The 18351-nt window shown below is 69.1% G+C and carries 16 protein-coding genes; 5 read left to right on the forward strand and 11 right to left on the reverse strand.

Going from position 1 to position 18351, the window contains the following annotated elements; translation table 11 throughout:
• Nucleotides 1–162: 162 nt before the first annotated feature.
• The 4 genes from ACZ4IF_RS03790 (at nt 163) to ACZ4IF_RS03805 (ending at nt 3015) form a co-directional block, all read left to right on the forward strand.
• Nucleotides 163–675, forward strand: coding sequence for a DUF7144 family membrane protein (locus tag ACZ4IF_RS03790; RefSeq protein ID WP_467559219.1), 513 nt, complete (start codon nt 163–165; stop codon nt 673–675).
• Nucleotides 676–1172: 497 nt separating this feature from the next.
• The gene (locus ACZ4IF_RS03795) at nt 1173–1478 is read left to right on the forward strand and encodes a hypothetical protein (protein WP_467559221.1); all 306 of its coding nucleotides are present in this window, start codon (nt 1173–1175) and stop codon (nt 1476–1478) included.
• A 97-nt stretch (nt 1479–1575) separates the two neighbouring features.
• Nucleotides 1576–2253, forward strand: coding sequence for a DUF4328 domain-containing protein (locus ACZ4IF_RS03800; protein ID WP_467559223.1), 678 nt, complete (start codon nt 1576–1578; stop codon nt 2251–2253).
• Nucleotides 2254–2340: 87 nt separating this feature from the next.
• Nucleotides 2341–3015, forward strand: coding sequence for an SMI1/KNR4 family protein (locus ACZ4IF_RS03805; protein ID WP_467559225.1), 675 nt, complete (start codon nt 2341–2343; stop codon nt 3013–3015).
• A gap of 340 nt (nt 3016–3355) precedes the next feature.
• Here the strand turns inward: ACZ4IF_RS03805 and ACZ4IF_RS03810 are convergent, their stop codons facing one another.
• Nucleotides 3356–3760 (reverse strand): hypothetical protein, encoded by a 405-nt coding sequence (locus ACZ4IF_RS03810; RefSeq protein WP_467559227.1) that lies wholly within the window; start codon nt 3758–3760, stop codon nt 3356–3358.
• A gap of 774 nt (nt 3761–4534) precedes the next feature.
• On the opposite strand from ACZ4IF_RS03810, the gene ACZ4IF_RS03815 reads away from it, so the two are divergent.
• The gene (locus ACZ4IF_RS03815) at nt 4535–4906 is read left to right on the forward strand and encodes a hypothetical protein (RefSeq protein ID WP_467559229.1); all 372 of its coding nucleotides are present in this window, start codon (nt 4535–4537) and stop codon (nt 4904–4906) included.
• 213 nt (nt 4907–5119) lie between these two features.
• Here ACZ4IF_RS03815 and ACZ4IF_RS03820 read toward each other — a convergent pair whose 3' ends face one another.
• From ACZ4IF_RS03820 to folC, 10 genes are all read right to left on the reverse strand, one after another.
• Nucleotides 5120–7099, reverse strand: a complete 1980-nt coding sequence (locus ACZ4IF_RS03820; protein WP_467559231.1) for a TIGR03960 family B12-binding radical SAM protein — start codon at nt 7097–7099, stop codon at nt 5120–5122.
• Between the two features lie 178 nt (nt 7100–7277).
• On the reverse strand, nt 7278–8822 hold the full coding sequence (locus ACZ4IF_RS03825; protein ID WP_467559233.1) for a CYTH and CHAD domain-containing protein: 1545 nt from the start codon (nt 8820–8822) through the stop codon (nt 7278–7280).
• A 212-nt stretch (nt 8823–9034) separates the two neighbouring features.
• Complete coding sequence (rodA, locus tag ACZ4IF_RS03830) at nt 9035–10234, reverse strand: rod shape-determining protein RodA (RefSeq protein ID WP_467559235.1); 1200 nt, start codon at nt 10232–10234, stop codon at nt 9035–9037.
• 34 nt (nt 10235–10268) lie between these two features.
• The gene (mrdA, locus tag ACZ4IF_RS03835) at nt 10269–12524 is read right to left on the reverse strand and encodes a penicillin-binding protein 2 (protein ID WP_467559237.1); all 2256 of its coding nucleotides are present in this window, start codon (nt 12522–12524) and stop codon (nt 10269–10271) included.
• 113 nt (nt 12525–12637) lie between these two features.
• Nucleotides 12638–13306, reverse strand: coding sequence for a rod shape-determining protein MreD (gene mreD, locus ACZ4IF_RS03840; protein WP_467559239.1), 669 nt, complete (start codon nt 13304–13306; stop codon nt 12638–12640).
• Between the two features lie 18 nt (nt 13307–13324).
• Nucleotides 13325–14263: a rod shape-determining protein MreC gene (gene mreC, locus ACZ4IF_RS03845; protein ID WP_467559241.1), complete on the reverse strand. Its 939-nt coding sequence runs from the start codon at nt 14261–14263 to the stop codon at nt 13325–13327.
• 189 nt (nt 14264–14452) lie between these two features.
• Nucleotides 14453–15472, reverse strand: a complete 1020-nt coding sequence (locus ACZ4IF_RS03850; protein WP_028802628.1) for a rod shape-determining protein — start codon at nt 15470–15472, stop codon at nt 14453–14455.
• 315 nt (nt 15473–15787) lie between these two features.
• Nucleotides 15788–16201: a nucleoside-diphosphate kinase gene (ndk, locus tag ACZ4IF_RS03855; RefSeq protein ID WP_095934321.1), complete on the reverse strand. Its 414-nt coding sequence runs from the start codon at nt 16199–16201 to the stop codon at nt 15788–15790.
• Between the two features lie 160 nt (nt 16202–16361).
• A complete protein-coding gene (locus tag ACZ4IF_RS03860) occupies nt 16362–16715 on the reverse strand; it encodes a DUF4233 domain-containing protein (protein WP_359487140.1) in 354 nt (117 codons plus the stop codon).
• A 4-nt stretch (nt 16716–16719) separates the two neighbouring features.
• Complete coding sequence (gene folC / locus ACZ4IF_RS03865) at nt 16720–18258, reverse strand: bifunctional tetrahydrofolate synthase/dihydrofolate synthase (RefSeq protein ID WP_467559244.1); 1539 nt, start codon at nt 18256–18258, stop codon at nt 16720–16722.
• Nucleotides 18259–18351: the final 93 nt, after the last annotated feature.

Here is an 18351-nt window from a genome sequence, read left to right on the forward strand (position 1 = left end):
CCAGCGACCAACCACAACCCACGGCCCCGGACGCCGGAGAACACCGACGAGACCCTCCCACCAGGCCCACATGGCCTGAGTCCGCGGGGCAGCACCGAGCGGCACGGTAGGAGTCCCCGGCCTCCCCGCGGCTCATTGCAGTCGCGGTGCCGAAGGATCGCGGTGATCCTGGCAGAGGAGCGCGGCCGGCCGGCGCACGGGCATGGTGCGTCGGTGAGCGCGCTGTACAGGAAGGTAGCGGCCATGGCAGCGATGCCGAACCAGACACGGCAAGGGCGCGGGGGGCCGGACAGCAACGAGACACCGAGCGGCGCGTCCCTGTTCGCCGGGGCCATGCTGTTGCTCAGCGGGCCGCTCAGCATTCTCATGGGGGCGTCCGGCATCGCACAGGACACCGTGTTCTTCGCGTCCCGGTACGCCTACCGGTTCGACCTGACCGCCTGGGGCTGGATTCACCTGGTGGTCGGAGTGGCGCTCGTCATCGCCGGCCTGGGGGTCTTGACGAACAAGAGCTGGGGTCGCGGGGCCGGCGTAGTGGCCGCAGGGATCAGCCTGATCACCCAGTTCATGTTCGTTCCGTACTATCCGGCGTGGTCCATCCCCGTGATGACCCTGGACCTCCTGATCGTCTTCGCACTGACGAGGTTCCATGTCGCACCCGACGGCGGTCGGTGACCCACGTCAGCCCGCCACTCACTCCGGCTCCCACCCTCCAGCGTGCTGAGTTTGCCGGGACAAGGCAGCCGTCCCCCTCCGCGGACTGCCGTGCGAGCCGGGTGCAATCCCGTCTCCGGCTGATGAACAGCCCGCTACTTGGTGTTCTCCCGCCCGCCGTCGACGGTCGCTGAGGTCTCGCATGCTGAGCCCGCGAGTCCCCACCATCCGGCGCGGTCGCGGCACGGTGCACCGCAACGGATCTACGCACGGGGGTGATCGCGCAGCCGCACGGAGGAGTTGAACATGTTCAATAATGCTGCCAGGATGACGAGCACGTACTCGAACCCAGGTCGTTCGTGTCCCGGAAAGTGTTGGGGTGGCGTGAGTTGCGTTCCTGTCGGGCAGTCCTGGTCCTCGTTGCCGTCGCGTCCGCCCTCGTCGCATGTGGCAGGTTCGCCTTTCCGCCGGTCCCTGACGGTAAGCCGGCCGAGCTGCCCCGATCGCGGACAGCGACCATGTGGGGTGACGGCAGGGGCGGCAGACTGGAGCTGAAGCCGGACGGAACGTTCACTGCCGATGATGTCTGCGGTGATTACGACATCTCCGCCTACGGGCCGGAGAACGAACCCCGGTCGGGATCGGGTACCTGGGACGAGGACGACTCGGAGGGACAGAGCAGCGTCACGGTGTCGTTCGAAGCCGGTCGCGTGAGCTCCACCTACGAGGCACTGCGAGACGGCAAGACACTGAAGCTCTGGACATACGTCGGGGATCCCGACGACGGCCATTCCCTCTGCATCCTGACCTTGCGGCAGGGCTGAGTCGGCCTCTCACCGGCCGACTCGGCCGGGCTGTGGAGGTTAGGATCCGCTGCCGACCTGCGGGAAGTCCGACCGGGCGGCTTCCCGGAGGTGTGAAGTGGCTGAAGCAGTCAGGGTGCCGCGTGGGCAGGCCCGGTTTGCCAGCGGTGTGCTCGCCGCGTTCGCGCTGGTGACTGTCGCGGCCGCGCTGGCGGCCTGGCACAAGTACCGACTGCTGGCGGACCCTCTGACGCCGGGACCCTATGTCGACAACCCACTGGTCGAGGTCGACACGTACTTCAGAAACCTCATGGGCTGGCGAACAGGGCTGCTCCTCGTGGCCCTGTTGCAGTTCAGCATCTGGCTCGCCACCATGCGCGACGTTGCGGACGTGCTCTGGCGTCAGGGACAACGTCGGCGCAGGACGTGGCTGGTCTTCGGCTGGGTGATACCGGTGGCGCAGCTCTTCGTACCCAAGATGTTCGTCAACGACCTGTGGGCCGCCGGCCGGCCGGAATCGCAGCGCCGGCGCGGACATCCGCTGCTGACGGCGTGGTGGCTGTCCGTCCTGGCCGCAGCCAATGCGTATCTGTCCGGCGACGCCTCCGAGGACTTGAAGAGGGCCGTCACCACGACCCAGGCTCGGGATGCCCTGCGGCAGATCATGTTCGGCGACGGTCTGTACATCTGCGCCGCTGTGCTGTCGATCGTGGTCGTCCGGGAGCTCATCCAGAGGTTGGAGCACGCCGCTGCGACGGCGCCTGCCGAGGTCTGGGATCCGCCGGCCCGCCCGTAGCTCCTCTGCGGACCTGCCGTCAGGAGCTGCTGGTGCGCGCCAGGCCTGCGCATGGACAGTCGGGGACAGCCGATATCGTCGGGCGCCATGACCGACTGGACCGGGGTACGCGAGCGGGTTCTGGCTCTGGCCGCAGTATCGGGCAGCGGCAAGGTGTTCGGGTCGATGGCGCACGGCTTTGCGCTCGATGCACCTCTGACGGCGGCCGAGGCAGCCGATATCGAGGCCTGGTTGGGAGTTGAGCTGCCCGAGGACTATCGCTCGTTCCTGCTGCACGTCGGCGCCGGCGGGGCCGGCCCGGCTTACGGGCTTTTTCCGGTGCGGCGCGTGGACTCCGGCGGTTGGCGCTGGATCGGAGATGCCCCTGAGGAGATCGAGCCGGGCATGGTCTCCGAGTTGTTTCCGGGCGGGGCGGATCCGGAGGCAGCAGTGGAGATCCTGGCCGAGCAGCCGATCATGGAGGACTTCGACGACCTCGCCGATCTCGAAGCGGCCTTTGAGGTGTGGGAAGACCGTCTGGCAGATGTGCAGTACGACCCGCGCTTCACTGCGGGCGCGCTGTGCCTGTGTGATGAGGGCTGCGGGCTGACGGCCTGGCTGGTCGTCACGGGCTCGGAGCGCGGCCGAATATGGCGTGATCCGCGATCCGACGGCAAGGATCTGCATCCGGTACGTGACGCCGGCGGCTCTCCGCTGGACTTCGCGGGTTGGTATCTCGGGTGGCTCACGACCGCCGAGGTCGCCTGCGGCTTGGACCGCTAGCACAGCGGCGAATGCAGCGGTGGCCTCGTCCTCGCTCGCCCCGGCCGGCGCCTCGATCACCCGGTCGAGCGCCCCGCTCACCTCAGTGCGTGTGACCGCTCGAAGCATGCGCCGGGCCGTCTTGACCGTCAGAGGCAGCAACTTCTCGCCGGTCGGGCCGATTTGTATGGCCGTATCCCTCTGCGGGCAGTCGGGCACGCACACCCGCGCCACGCCCTGCCGACAACTGCTTCAGGAGTTCGGTCCCAGCCCGCTCCGGCGGCCGCCGCTCGCTGACACGAGAGTCGGTCAGGGATGCTGATGTACATCTCTGTCCGACGACGCAGATGTCAGCTGTGAACTACAGATCTTCGAAGGCGTCTTCGCCGGGCCGCCAGACCATCCAAGAGTGGTCTTCGAAGCCGTTGAGCATCGCGATTTCCGGACCGACGAGCTCACTCTCAGTAGGGTGCAACTGGATGGAGCCGATCGCGAAGTCGACCTTGATCCCGGTCCCGGTCTCCTCGTCGGTGGCAGTCACATCCTGGGGGATGAGTCTCCAGAGCGCTTCCGCCCAGCCGGCCTCGGTCGGTGAGAACTGCCGGCCGGACAGGGTGACGGTCGGCAGGACGTTGCATGTGAGCACAGGCTTGTCGTCGGTCGTGCCGGCTTCAAATCGCAGCTGGACGTAGTCCATGACGAATTGCACCGAATACAGGCGGCAACCGACAAGGCGGCCAAGTAGCGAGTTCAGTTCATATGCCACCGAAGGAGTCTAGCGCCACGTCAGGCACCGTTCGCCCTGTCGTGACGCAGCGCCGGGTTGCAGCGCGGGCGGCATCTGACAGCGCGGAGCGGCGTGCCGGCACAGGGGCACGGGTCGCTCGCCGATCCGGCTGCGAGTGCCTCGCTGTCCCACCGTTCGCCGCCGTTGACAAAGCTCCTACAGGCCGTCAAGCGATCTCGATGCGTGGCTTCGGTGAGGCGTGTTGGCCGGTGAGGTGCTTGAAGACCTCGCGGGCGATGACACAACCACGGGCTTCATGCGGCTGAGCGCACAACACCGCGATGGGCTCTGCACCCATCCCGATGCGAATTGCCCGCCCGGCGGCGATGTCCAGTACACGGGTGACACGCCCATCACGTTCTTTCCCCGAAACACCGCCCGAACGCCTTGAGTGCCTGCGTACAGCGTGTACGCCCCAGCCATCTCTTGAGCTGCATTTCTTACGACATTCTTACCCATATCGACCCAGCCCCCCATGACATGTAGCGCGTTACACTTTATGGAAGAAATGCCGTGATTCGTGGCACACCGTCTGAAAAGGTTCCGTCACCGCGGGAACCCGGTCACAGCGGCCGCCGGCGCGACCTGGCGCAGGGGTTCTGGAGACATCGGCGGCAGGGCGGTGCATCGGAGAATGCCGCCGTAAGCCCTAAGACCGCGCCGCACCTTTCCCTTGTGCGGCAGCGGCCCTCCACCTCGCGTCCGCAGCTCTGGGAGCCGCGAGAGGCGATGGAGAGCGAGAGGTGACTTCCCATGCGATCACAACGCGCCAGGCGCGTCTTCGTGATATCGGCCGCCGGACTGCTGATGGCCGGTGGTGCCGCGATCGGCACGGCGGGCACCGCTTCGGCGAGCTCGAACCACAACTCCAGTTACAGCAGTTCCTGGAACCACGACGACGACTGTGACAACGGTTGGAACGGCGACTGCGGATACGGCTACGGCGGCGACCACGGCGGTGGCGGCGGCTACGGCGGCGACCACGGCGGTGGCGGCTACGGCGGCGACCACGGCGGTGGCGGCGGCTACGGCGGCGACCACGGCGGTGGCGGCTACGGCGGTGGCGGTCACGGCGGCGGTGGCGGTGGCGGTGGCCACGGCGGTGGCGGCGGTGGCGGCCACTGATCCCAGCCACACCGAGCGCTGTGTGCCGGCCCCAGGAAGGGGCCGGCACCAGCGTGTTCAGGCACCCGACGCAGGCGACGGCTGTAGCGCCGCAGCCGATGCAGGTTGCCGGTGCGACGACCGGAGTCCTGGGCGGCCGGGCCACGGCCTCAGGCGCCGGCGAACGCCAACGCGCCCCCTTCCGATCAAGGAAGGGGGCGCGCCCCGCTCACCTCAGTGCGTGTGACCGCTCGAAGCAGGCGTCGGGCCGGCGTTCTTGACCGTCAAGGGCAGGAGCTTCTTGCCGGTGGGACCGACCTGGATGTGGGTGTCCATCTGCGGGCAGACGCCGCAGTCGAAGCACGGGGTCCAGCGGCAGTCCTCGACCTCGGTCTCGTCGAGGGCGTCCTGCCAGTCCTCCCACAGCCAGTCCTTGTCGAGGCCCGAGTCGAGGTGGTCCCAGGGGAGGACCTCCTCGTAGGTGCGCTCGCGGGTGGTGTACCAGTCGACGTCGACGCCGAACGCCGGGAGCGTCTTCTCGGCGCAGGCCATCCAGCGGTCGTACGAGAAGTGCTCACGCCAGCCGTCGAAGCGGCCGCCGTCCTCGTAGACGGCGCGGATCACGGCGCCGATACGGCGGTCGCCGCGGGAGAGCAGGCCCTCGACGATGCCCGGCTTGCCGTCGTGGTAGCGGAAGCCGATCGAGCGGCCGTACTTCTTGTCGCCGCGGATCTTGTCGCGGAGCTTCTCCAGGCGGGCGTCCGTCCCCTCGGCGGAGAGCTGCGGGGCCCACTGGAAGGGGGTGTGCGGCTTGGGGACGAAGCCGCCGATGGACACCGTGCAGCGGATGTCGTTCTGGCCGGAGACCTTGCGGCCCTCGGCGATCACGTTCATCGCCATGTCGGCGATCTGCATGACGTCCTCGTCCGTCTCCGTCGGCAGGCCGCACATGAAGTACAGCTTCACCTGGCGCCAGCCGTTGCCGTAGGCGGTGGAGACGGTCCGGATGAGGTCCTCTTCCGAGACCATCTTGTTGATGACCTTGCGCATGCGCTCACTGCCGCCCTCGGGGGCGAAGGTGAGGCCGGAGCGGCGGCCGTTGCGGGTCAGCTCGTTGGCCAGGTCGACGTTGAAGGCGTCCACGCGGGTGGAGGGAAGGGACAGACCGATCTTGTCCTCCTCGTACCGGTCCGCGAGGCCCTTGGCGATGTCGCCGATCTCCGAGTGGTCCGCGGAGGACAGGGAGAGCAGGCCGACCTCCTCGAAGCCGGTCGCCTTCAGACCCTTCTCGACCATCTCGCCGATACCGGTGATGCTTCGCTCCCGCACGGGACGCGTGATCATGCCGGCCTGGCAGAAGCGGCAGCCACGGGTGCAGCCGCGGAAGATCTCCACGGACATCCGCTCGTGGACGGTCTCGGCCAGCGGGACCAGCGGCTGCTTCGGGTAGGGCCATTCGTCGAGGTCCATGACGGTGTGCTTGGACACGCGCCACGGCACGCCCGACTTGTTCGGGACGACACGGGCGATGCGGCCGTCGGGGAGGTACTCGACGTCGTAGAACGCCGGGATGTAGACGTTGCCGGTCTTCGCGAGGCGGAAGAGGACCTCCTCGCGACCGCCGGGACGGCCCTCCGCCTTCCAGGCGCGGATGATCTCGGTCATGTCGAGCACGGCCTGCTCGCCGTCGCCGATGATCGCCGCGTCGATGAAGTCGGCGATGGGCTCGGGGTTGAAGGCCGCGTGGCCGCCGGCCAGCACGATCGGGTCGTCGACCGTACGGTCCTTGGACTCCAGGGGAATCCCGGCGAGGTCGAGAGCCGTGAGCATGTTCGTGTAGCCCAGCTCCGTGGAGAAGGACAGGCCGAACACGTCGAAGGCCTTCACCGGGCGGTGGCTGTCCACGGTGAACTGCGGGACGTCGTGCTCCCGCATCAGCGCCTCCAGGTCCGGCCACACGCTGTAGGTGCGCTCGGCGAGGACGCCCTCGCGCTCGTTCAGTACCTCATAGAGGATCATGACGCCCTGGTTGGGCAGTCCGACCTCGTAGGCGTCGGGGTACATCAGCGCCCAGCGGACGTCACAGGCGTCCCAGGGCTTGACCGTGGAGTTGAGCTCTCCGCCGACGTACTGGATCGGCTTCTGCACGTGCGGGAGCAGAGCTTCGAGCTGCGGAAACACAGACTCAGCGGCCTCGGCGGTTTCGGCGGGCATCTCGCGAACCTTCGTGAGCTGACAGGGGTGACCATCTAGCCTAACGCGACCGGAGGGGAGCACCGGACCGTCGGCCGCGGACCCAGCCCCGGCTCCGGCCCAGCCCCAGCCCCAGCCCCAGCCCCAGCCCCAGCCCCAGCCAGGGTGCCTGAGACGGGCACGGAAGCTCGCCGGGCGGTCAGACCGCGGTCTGCTCCTCCACGGCCTCCCACAGGCCGGGCAGCGCCGCCTCGGCCGCCGCCGCCCGCTGCTCCTCGCGCCCGTACAGCACGCCGTACGTGAAGGCGTTCTCCCCCGCCCCGTGGGCCTGTACCGACAGCTCGCGCAGCGCTTCTCGGGTCATCACGCTGTCCTGGTGATCGCCGAGCAGGGTCTGCAGGGACTTCATCGACCTGACCAGGTCGGCCGCGGGCCCGCCGAGGGCGGGGGTGGCGGCCTCGGCCGCGTACCGGGCGCGCTTGGCCTTCTTGCGGGCCTCGTGCATCGCGCTGTCGCGGTCTGCGCCCGGGGGCAGGTCGAGGGCCTGGCCGACCAGGCCGGCGACCTTCCCGTAGTCCTTGCGGACGGCCTTCGCGATCACCGTCGAGGGGTCGCCGCCCGCCGCCTCGAGCAGCGGCGGCTCGGTGACGAGCGCGTCGAGCGCGATCAGCAGGTCGAGGTACCTGCTGCCGTCCAGTACGGCGATCAGGCGCCGCCGGGAGCCGCCGCGGCGGGCGTGGGCCCAGGTGCGCAGCCGGGTGCGGACGGGCCCGGAGACGGTGGTGCGGGGAAGGCCGTCGAGGGACTCGGTGAGCCGTTCGGTGAGCACTTCCTGGTCGCGGTCGACGCCCAGCTCGCCCGCGAGCCACTTCAGTTCGTCACCGATCGGATCGGTGACGGAGCGGTCGAGGACCTTGTCGTACGAACGGAGGGCGCTGCGCATCCGGCGGGTGGCGACGCGCATGCTGTGCACGGAGTCGTAGACGTCGCGGCGGACGGCGGGGTCCAGTTCGACGACCGCGTCGCGCTGGGCGCGGAGGTAGGCGAGGACGTGGTCCCCCGCGGTGACGGGGGCGTCCTCGGGCCCGGCGGTGGCGGACTTCTTCCTGCCCGTCTCGCTCTTGCCCGTCTCGCTCTTGCCCGTCTCGCCGAGCGCCCTGGCGAGCTTCGAGGGCGAGGAGGAGCGGCTGATGCCCGCCTTGCGGAGCTTCTTCTCGACCTTGTCGAGGAAGGCGGGGTCGCCGTCGTCCGCGAGTTCCACCTCGATCTCGGTCCACTCGGCGGTGCCCTTGCCGCCGCCGAGCCGCTCCGCGTGGACGCGGTCGAGGCTGACCTCGGCGAGCAGGGCGCCGGAGGCGTCGACGAGGTGGCGGACGTCGCGGGCCGACAGCAGGCGGACGAGGGGGACGAGTTCGGCGTCGCGCACACGGGAGCGGACGAGGCCGCTCAGCGCGCGGGGGACGGTGTCGGAGAGCGGCGCGCGGACCTCGTCGCGGACGCCTTCGGAGACCGGGAGTTTGAGGTGCCAGCCCGCGTCGTCACCGCCGGTGCGGCGGCGCAGCGTGAGGGAGGCGGCGGCGAGCCGTTGGTCGGCCGTGTCGTAGTAGGTGGCGTCGAGCTCGGCCAGACCCTTGTCGATGACGCCGGCGACTCCCGGTACGCGGGTCAGGTCCGGCAGACCGGTGTCCCCTCCGGCCGAGGGACCCTCGTACTTCCGCTCGATCTCGCGCTTCGTGTCCGCCATGAACCGAATCTAGTGCCGTCGGGGCCGGGATGGCAGTGCCCGGACCCGCGGGAGCGCAGGAAGGGGCCGGAATTCGCCCCGGCCCCGGACCAGCGCCCACCTCGCGCCGGCATCGGCCCGGAACCGGCGCCCGCCCCGGGTCGGCTCGGCGCGAACCCGGACCAGCCCCGCTCCCACTCCGGCGCCAGGGCCGGCGCCGGCCCCCGCACCGGCTACGCCGACATGGGCCGCTGCACCCGGATCGACTGCAACAGCCCGACGGCCACCCACACCGCGAACATGGACGAGCCGCCGTACGAGACGAACGGCAGGGGAAGGCCGGCGACGGGCATGATGCCGAGCGTCATGCCGACGTTCTCGAAGGCCTGGAAGGCGAACCAGGCGATGATGCCGGCGGCGACGATCGTGCCGTAGAGCTCGGTCGTCTCGCGGGCGATGCGGCAGGCGCGCCACAGGATGACGCCCAGCAGGACGAGGATCAGCCCGGCGCCGACGAAGCCCAGCTCCTCCCCCGCCACCGTGAAGACGAAGTCGGTCTGCTGCTCGGGGACGAACTGGCCGGTGGTCTGCGAGCCGTGGCCGAGCCCGGTGCCGAAGAGACCGCCCGAACCGATGGCGATACGGGCCTGGTTGGTGTTGTAGCCGACGCCGGCCGGGTCGAGGTCGGGGTTGGCGAAGGCGGCGAAGCGGTTGATCTGGTACTCGTCCAGGATGTGCAGCTGCCAGACGGCGATCGCACCGAGGGCGCCGGTGCCGAGCAGGCCGAAGACCCAGCGGTTGGAGGCGCCGGAGGCGAGCAGCACACCGAGGATGATGATCACCATGACCATGACCGAGCCGAGGTCGGGCATGAGCAGCACGATCATGATCGGGACGGCGGCGAGGCCGAGGGCCTGAAGGACCGTGCGGTGGTCGGGGTAGGGCTTGTCGCCCGCGTCGACACGGGCCGCGAGGAGCATCGCCATGCCCAGGATGATCGTGATCTTCACGAACTCGGAGGGCTGGAGCGAGAAGCCGCCGCCGAAGACGATCCAGGCGTGGGCGCCGTTGACGGTGGCACCCAGCGGGGTCAGCACCAGCAGGATCATGAAGACGGAGAGGCCGTACAGGATCGGCACGGCCGTGCGCAGGGTGCGGTGGCCGAGCCAGATCGTGCCGACCATCAGGGCGAACCCGATGCCGGTGTTCATGAGGTGCCGGACGAGGAAGTAGTACGGGTCGCCCTGGTTGATCTCGGTGCGGTTGCGGGTCGCCGAGTAGACGAGTGCCGTACCGATCAGCGAGAGCGCGATCGCCGACAGCAGTATCGGCCAGTCGAGCCGGCGGGCCAGCGAGTCGCGGGCGAACAGGCGGGTCCAGCCGGCACGTTCGGGTCCGTACCCGGAGACGGAGAAGTTGTTCGCTCCGGTCATGTCCGCATCCTCAGCAGCTTGGTCGCTCCGGTCGTCATGTCAGGTTCCTCCGCCGCTTCTTCGGGCGGGCGGTGCGCCTGCGGGTGTCGCGGTTGCTCGCGGTCGGCGACGGTGTAGTGCCGGCGGGCAGCTTCTGGTCGTCGTCCTCGGACGTGTCCTTCTCGGTGGCCTGAAGGTCCTTGGCCGGGTCCTTGGACATCTCCGGTGCGTCGATCGAGCCGTCGGTCTGGATCTTCGGCAGGCTCTTCTGCGGGGTCGGCAGCAGGGCCCGCTTCTTGTCGATCGAGCCGTCGGTGCCGACGCCGTAGAGCGCGTTGTAGATGCTGCGCACGGCCTCACCGGAGGCGCCGGAACCCGTACCGGCCTGGGCGATCGTCATGACGATCGTGTAGTCCTTGGAGTACGTGGCCAGCCAGGACGTGGTCTGCTTGCCGTAGACCTCGGCGGTACCGGTCTTGGCGTGCAGCGGGATCTTGTCCTGCGGCCAGCCGCCGAACTTCCAGGCGGCCGTACCGCGGGTGACGACGCCTTCGAGGGCGGCGTCCATGCCCTTGATCGTGGCCTTGTCGATCGGCAGCTTGCCGCTGGGCCGGGGCTTGATCTCCTGGACCGTCCTGCCGTCGGCGCTGACGATGGCCTTGCCGATGGTCGGCTTGTACATGGTGCCGCCGTTGGCGAGTGCCCCGTAGATCACGGCCTCCTGGATCGGGGTGACGAGCGTGTCGCCCTGACCGATGGAGTAGTTGATCGAGTCACCCTCGCGCATCTTGTTGCCCTCGAGGCAGTTCTCGTACGCGATCTTCTCGACGTAGCTGCCGTTCTTCTTGCCGGTCTTGCACCAGGCGTCCTTGTTGGCCTTCCAGTAGTCGGCCTTCCACTTCCGGTCCGGGATGCGGCCGGTGACCTCGTTGGGCAGGTCGAGGCCGGTCTCCTTGCCGAGGCCGAACTGGTGGGCGGTCTTGTAGAAGAAGTCCTTCGGCTGGCCCTTCTTGGGGTTGATGCCGCCGTCCTTCTTCCACTCGCGGTCGGCGAGGCCGTAGAAGACGGTGTCGCAGGAGACCTCCAGCGCCCGGCCGAGCGAGATGGGACCGAAGCTCTCGCCCTCGAAGTTCTTGAAGGTCTGGCCGCCGACGGAGTACGAGCTGGTGCACGGGTACCGGCCGTCGAAGTCGTATCCGGCCTCGACGGCGGCGGCCGTGGAGACCACCTTGAACGTCGAGCCGGGCGCCGACTGACCCTGTATGGCGCGGTTCAGCAGGGGGTAGTTGGACTTCTTGCCGGTGAGCCGCGCGTAGTCCTTGCCGGAGATGCCGCCGACCCAGGCGTTCGGGTCGTACGACGGGTTGGACGCCATGGCGACGACCCGGCCGGTCTTGGCCTCCATCACCACGACCGCGCCGGAGTCTGCCTTGTAGTTCTCGCCGGTGATCTTGTCGAACTGGGTGCGGGCGATCTTCATCGCCTCGTTCAGTTCGTACTCGGCGACGCGCTGCACCCGGGCGTCGATGCTGGTGACCAGGTTGGCGCCGGGTTCGGCCTCGTCGCTCTTGGCCTTGCCGATGACGCGGCCGAGGTTGTCGACCTCGTAGCGGGTGACGCCGGCCTTGCCGCGCAACTCCTTGTCGTACTCGCGCTCCAGGCCGCTGCGGCCGACCTGGTCGGAGCGCAGGTAGGGCGAGTCGCTGTCCTTGGCCTTGGTGATCTCGTCGTCGGTGACGGGTGAGAGGTAACCGAGGACCTGTGCGGTGTTGGCCTTGCCGGGGGCCGCGTAGCGGCGCACGGCCTCGGGCTCGGCGGTGATGCCGGGGAAGTCCTCGGAGCGCTCGCGGATCTGCAGGGCCTGCCTGGGGGTGGCCTCGTCGGTGATGGGGATCGGCTGGTAGGGCGAGCCGTTCCAGCAGGGCTGCGGCGTCTTGGAGTCGCAGAGGCGGACCTTCTCCATGACGTCCTTGGGCTTCATGTCCAGGACCGCGGCGAGCTTGGTGAGGACGGCCTTGCCGTCGTCCTTCATCTTCAGCAGGTCGGTGCGGGAGGCGGAGACCACGAGCCGGGTCTCGTTGTCGGCGATGGGCACGCCCCGCGCGTCCAGGATCGAGCCGCGCACGGCGGGCTGCACGACCTGCTGGACGTGGTTGCCGGAGGCTTCCTTGGCGTACTCGTCCCCGTTGCGGATCTGGAGGTACCAGAGGCGTCCGCCGAGCGTGCCGAGGAGGGAGAGTACGAGAATCTGGATGACGACGAGCCGGATCTGGACCCGTGGGGTCCGGCCGGTCTCGGGGATGTTGGTCACTGGTGCCTCCCCCTCTCAGTGTGTGTACGGGACATACGAGTACACGGCGAACCTGTGCGCGGTGGCGCCGCGGCCGGTCAAGTCCCGTGTCGCGAGCGGCGCTTGGGGTGCGCTCACAGCCGCTTGACCCCCTTGATGCGTCCGGCGCGGGCGACGCGCGCCTTGGCCGCCTTGACGCGCAGGCCGCCGCGCTGGCCGCCGATGCGCAGGCCGGTGCCGGACGAGAGCCAGCCGGCGGAGACGTCGGCCGCCTTGGACGAACCGGCCTCGGCGAGCGGGTCGTTGTCGGCGCGCCGGGCCAGGGCCATCAGTGCGGGGACGACGAACGGCGCGAGCAGCAGGTCGTAGACCGCGGCCGTGAGCAGCAAGCTGCTGAGGCCCACGTGGCGGGCGGCGGTGTCACCGACGAGGGCGCCGACACCGGCATACAGCATCGTGGAGCCGATCGCGGCGGCGACGACCACGGCCATCGGTCCGGTCGCGGACTTGAGCCGGCCGGTCTCGGGCTTCGCCAGTCCGGCGAGGTAGCCGATGACGCACAGGACGAGCGCGTAGCGTCCGGCGGCGTGGTCGGCGGGCGGTGCGAGGTCGGCGAGCAGGCCGGCTCCGAAGCCGATGAGGGCTCCGCTGACGTGGCCGTAGACCATGGCGAGGGCGAGGACGGTCAGCAGCACCAGGTCCGGGACGGCGCCCGGGAGGTGGAGCCGGGCCAGGACGCTCACCTGGATCACCAGGGCGACGACCACCAGGGTGGCGGAGAGCAGCATCCGGTTGAAACGCATGGGATTCGGCTCCTCCTGCTACTGCTGCTGGCCGTCGTCGGTGGCGTCCGCCGAGGGGGTGACCGTGACGGTCACCGTCGGCGTGGGCGTCGGTTTGGGTTTGGGCGGCAGCACTTCGTCGCGCGGGTCCTTGCGGGGGGCCGTCACGACGACGCCGACGATGTCGAGCTTGGTGAACGAGGCGAACGGCTTGACGTAGACCGTGCGGGTCAGGCCGCCGCCGGACGGGTCGACACGGGAGACGACACCGACGGGGACGCCGGGCACGAAGGGCTTGTCGGCCTGCGAGCCGAAGGTGATCAGCCGGTCGCCCTTTTTGATCTTGGCCTTGCCGTTGAGGAGTTCGACGCGCAGCGGGCGGTCGCCCTGCCCGGAGGCGAAGCCGAGTTCGTCGGTCGACTCCATCCGCGTGCCGACGGTGAAGTCGGGGTCGTTGGCGAGGAGGACGGTCGCGGTGTCGGGGCCCACCGTGGTGACGCGGCCGACCAGGCCGTCGCCGTTCAGGACGGTCATGTCGCGCTTGACGCCGTCGTTGGCGCCGACGTCGATGGTGACGGTCCAGGAGAAGCCCTGGGCGGCCCCTATGGCGATGACCTCGGCTCCCTTGATGCCGTACTGGCCCTCACCGGCCACCTTGATCATCTTGTCGAGCTGCTTGAGGCGGCTGCGGTTGCGGTCGTCGCTTCCGAGCTTCGCCTTCAACGCCGCGTTGTCGCGCTCCAGTTGCGCGATGCGGTCGTGCCGGTCGCCGGAGTCACGGACCGCCGAGATCGCGTTGCCGACGGGGTCGACCGCGGACGACACCCCGTTCTCGATCGGGCCGAAGACGGTGGCGGCGGCCTCCCGGGCGCCGTCCACCGGCGAGTCCTGCCCGCCGCGGATGTCCACCGTGATCAGTGCGAACGCGATGGCGATCAGCAGCACCAGGAGCAGCCGGCTCTCTCGTGTGTCCCTCACGTGCGGCGGCCGTGCCTTCCTCGTTGGAATGGTTCAACAGGGGCGAACCCCGAGCGAAGTGATGCTCACGGGGCGATCAGGCTGTTATGGGGGAGGATATGACTCTATGTCGGAGGAGTTTATGCCTCCATATCAACGATCCGCCGCACGAGAAGGGATGATCTCGTACGGCGGAATCGAAGTGTTACGTCATCTGCGGGGCTGGGCGTCCAGGACCTGCTGGAGCGCCTCGAACTCCTCGACACACTTGCCGGAACCGAGCGCCACGCTGTCCAGCGGGTCCTCGGCGATGTGGATCGGCATGCCGGTCTCGCGCCGCAGCCTCTCGTCGAGACCGCGCAGCAGCGCGCCGCCGCCGGTCAGAACGATCCCGCGGTCCATCACATCGCCGGAGAGCTCGGGCGGGCACTTGTCGAGCGTCGTCTTGACGGCGTCGACGATCGCGTTGACCGGCTCCTCGATCGCCTTGCGGACCTCGGCCGCGGAGATGACGACGGTCTTGGGCAGTCCGGAGACCAGGTCGCGGCCACGGATCTCGGTGTGCTCGTCGGCGTCCAGGTCGTACGCCGAACCGATCGTGATCTTGATCTGTTCGGCGGTGCGCTCACCGAGGAGGAGGCTGTACTCCTTCTTGATGTGCTGGATGATCGCATTGTCCAGCTCGTCGCCCGCGACGCGGATGGACTGGGCGGTGACGATGCCGCCGAGCGAGATGACCGCGACCTCCGTGGTGCCGCCGCCGATGTCCACCACCATGTTGCCCGTGGCCTCGTGGACCGGCAGGCCGGATCCGATGGCCGCGGCCATGGGCTCCTCGATGATGTGCACCTGGCGGGCTCCGGCCTGGGACGACGCCTCGATGACGGCACGGCGCTCGACTCCGGTGATGCCGGAGGGCACACAGACGACGACACGGGGACGGGCGAGGTAGCGCCGCTTGTGGATCTTCAGGATGAAGTAGCGGAGCATGCGCTCGGTGATCTCGAAGTCGGCGATCACACCGTCCTTCAGCGGACGCACGGCCACGATGTTGCCCGGCGTCCGGCCGATCATCTTCTTCGCTTCCGCGCCGACCGCCAGGATCCCACCGGTGTTGGTGTTGATCGCGACGACGGACGGCTCGTTGAGTACGATCCCGCGACCCCTGACGTACACCAGCGTGTTGGCGGTCCCGAGGTCGACAGCCATGTCACGGCCGATGAACGACATTGAGTTCCCCATCAGGATTCGTCTGGCCTTCCCAAGTGGAGCTTTGACGGCTTTTTAGGACGGCGAGGTGGGTGCAGCGACGTGAAGGCTTCCATCGTAGACGCGCCTGCCCGAACACTGCGCGAGGGTCTTCGCCATTGTCAGCAGATGATGAACCGCCTCGCTTCTGGAGACGGGCCATCGGAGGCATGCGTTCCCCCGATCGCCACGCATATGCCACGGGACGGCCGAAAACCATCGGCCGTCCCAGGTCAGGCATCCGAGCGACGTGACGGCCCCTCAGAAAATAATTCGAAAACTTGACGTCCGCGACCCTCAGACACGACCCGGGAAGAAGATCTTCAGCTCACGCTCGGCCGACTCCTCGGAGTCCGAGGCGTGGATCAGGTTCTCGCGGACGATGACACCGAAGTCACCGCGGATGGAGCCCGGGGCCGCGGCGATCGGGTCGGTCGGACCGGCCAGCGCCCGCACACCCTCGATGACGCGCTCACCTTCGACGACCAGCGCCACGACGGGACCCGAGGACATGAACGCCACCAGCGGCTCGTAGAAGGGCTTGCCCTTGTGCTCGCCGTAGTGCTGCTCCAGCGTGTCCTGGTCCAGCGTCCGCAGCTCCAGCGCGGTGATCTGCCAGCCGGCCTTGCGCTCGATACGGCTGATGATCTCGCCGGTCAGTCCCCGACGGACGGCATCGGGCTTGAGGAGGACGAGGGTGCGCTGGCTCACGGGGTGGCTCCTTCAGGTCACAAGTGTGCGGAGGACCGAGGCTACAGGGCTTGTCCGGGTGCCTGTTACACAGAGTCAGGTGTGACGGGCGCCGGACGCGCCCGGTCTCCCCGGGACGGGCCCTCCCGCGCGGCGCGCGGGAGGGACAAGTCGCGGGTGGCTACGCCGCGTTGCCGCCGGCCTCCGCCTGGGCGGCGAACCTCGCCTTCGCCTCGTCGATCTTGCGACCGTAGTGGACGGACGCCCACCACAGGGCCGCGAAGATCGCGCCGAGGAAGAACATGGACGGCACCACGAACCCGCCGGCGATCAGCGCGATCTGCAGCGCCCAGCCGAGCTGGACACCTCCGGGCCGGGTGATCATGCCGCAGAGCAGCACGCTCAACCCCATGACGATGCCGCTGACGGTCCACACCGTGGACGCCGACAGATCCGGGTCCTTCATGGCGACGAGCCCGGCGAAACCGATCACGAAGAACTCGCCGATCAGCGTCGAAGCACAGAGCGTACGCATGTGGTCAGCCCCTCCCCAGCAGCAGCCGGGCCTCGCCGACCGTGATGACCGAGCCGGTGACGAGGACGCCTCCGCCCGCGTACTCGCCCTCCTCCTCGGCAAGCGTGATCGCGGCCTCCAGGGCGTCGTCGAGCCGCGGCTCGACCTGCACCCGCTCGTCGCCGAAGATCTCGACGGCGATCCCGGCCAGTTCGTCCGCGTCCATCGCGCGATGGCTGGAGTTCTGCGTCACGACGACCTCGGCGAAGATCGGCTCGAAGGCCTCCAGCAGCCCGCGTACGTTCTTGTCGCCGCTCGCGCCGACGACACCGATCAGCCGGCTGAAGTCGAAGACCTCGCTGACGGCCTCGGCGGTGGCACGGGCTCCGGCCGGATTGTGCGCGGCGTCCAGGACGACGGTCGGCGAGCGGCGCACGATCTCCAGGCGGCCCGGCGAGGAGACCGAGGCGAAGGCCTTGCGGACGGTGTCGATGTCGAGCCGCTCGGCGCGGGCGGCGCCGACGCCGAAGAACGCCTCGACCGCGGCGAGCGCCACGGCCGCGTTGTGCGCCTGGTACGCCCCGTGCAGCGGCAGGAAGACGTCCTCGTACTCCCCGCCGAGCCCGCGCAGCGTGACCAGCTGTCCGCCGACGGCGACCTGCCGTGCGACGACGCCGAACTCCAGGCCCTCGCGGGCGACGGTGGCGTCGACCTCCACGGCCTTCTTCAGCAGCACCTGGGCCGCGTCGACCGGCTGCTGCGCCAGGATGACGGTGGCGCCCTGCTTGACGATGCCGGCCTTCTCGACGGCGATCTCGCCGGGCGTCCCGCCGAGCCGGTCGGTGTGGTCGAGGTCGATGGGCGTCACCACGGCGACGTCGCCGTCGATCACGTTGGTCGCGTCCCAGCTGCCGCCCATGCCGACCTCGACGACGGCCACGTCGACCGGCGCGTCCGCGAAGGCCGCGTACGCCATGCCGGTCAGCACCTCGAAGAAGGACAGCCGGTACTCCTGCTGCGAGTCGACCATCTCCACGTACGGCCTGATGTCCTCGTACGTCTCGATGAACCGCTCGGCGGAGATCGGCGCCCCGTCCAGGCTGATCCGCTCGGTGACCGACTGCACGTGCGGGCTGGTGTACCGCCCGGTGCGCAGGTCGAAGGCGCCGAGGAGGGCCTCGATCATGCGGGCCGTGGACGTCTTGCCGTTCGTCCCGGTGATGTGGATGGAGGGGTAGGCGCGCTGCGGCTCCCCGAGCACGTCCATCAGGGCGGCGATCCGGGCGACGGACGGCTCCAGCTTGGTCTCGCCCCAGCGGGTCGCGAGCTCGGCCTCGACCTCGCGCAGCGCCTTGTCGACCTCGGGGTCGGCCGGGCGCGCGGGGACGTCGGGCGTCGGGGCGCCACCGCCCTGGGTGCGCAGGGTGCGGCTGCCGGCCTCGATCACCGCCAGGTCGGGGTCTCGGTCGGTCTCGGCCGCGACGATCTCGTCGAAGAGACCCAGCGGATCGCGGGGCTCCGGCTCGTCCGGCTCGCTGCTGTCGTGCGGGGGCAGGTCACTCACGAGGCCAGTCTACGGAGCGCCGCGGGGTTGTGTTCGTGTGGGGTTTTCGCCCCGTCCGCCCGACCCGTCCCAGGTCCGTGCACATGGGGCTTC

This window comes from Streptomyces sp. NPDC025784, assembly GCF_055558435.1.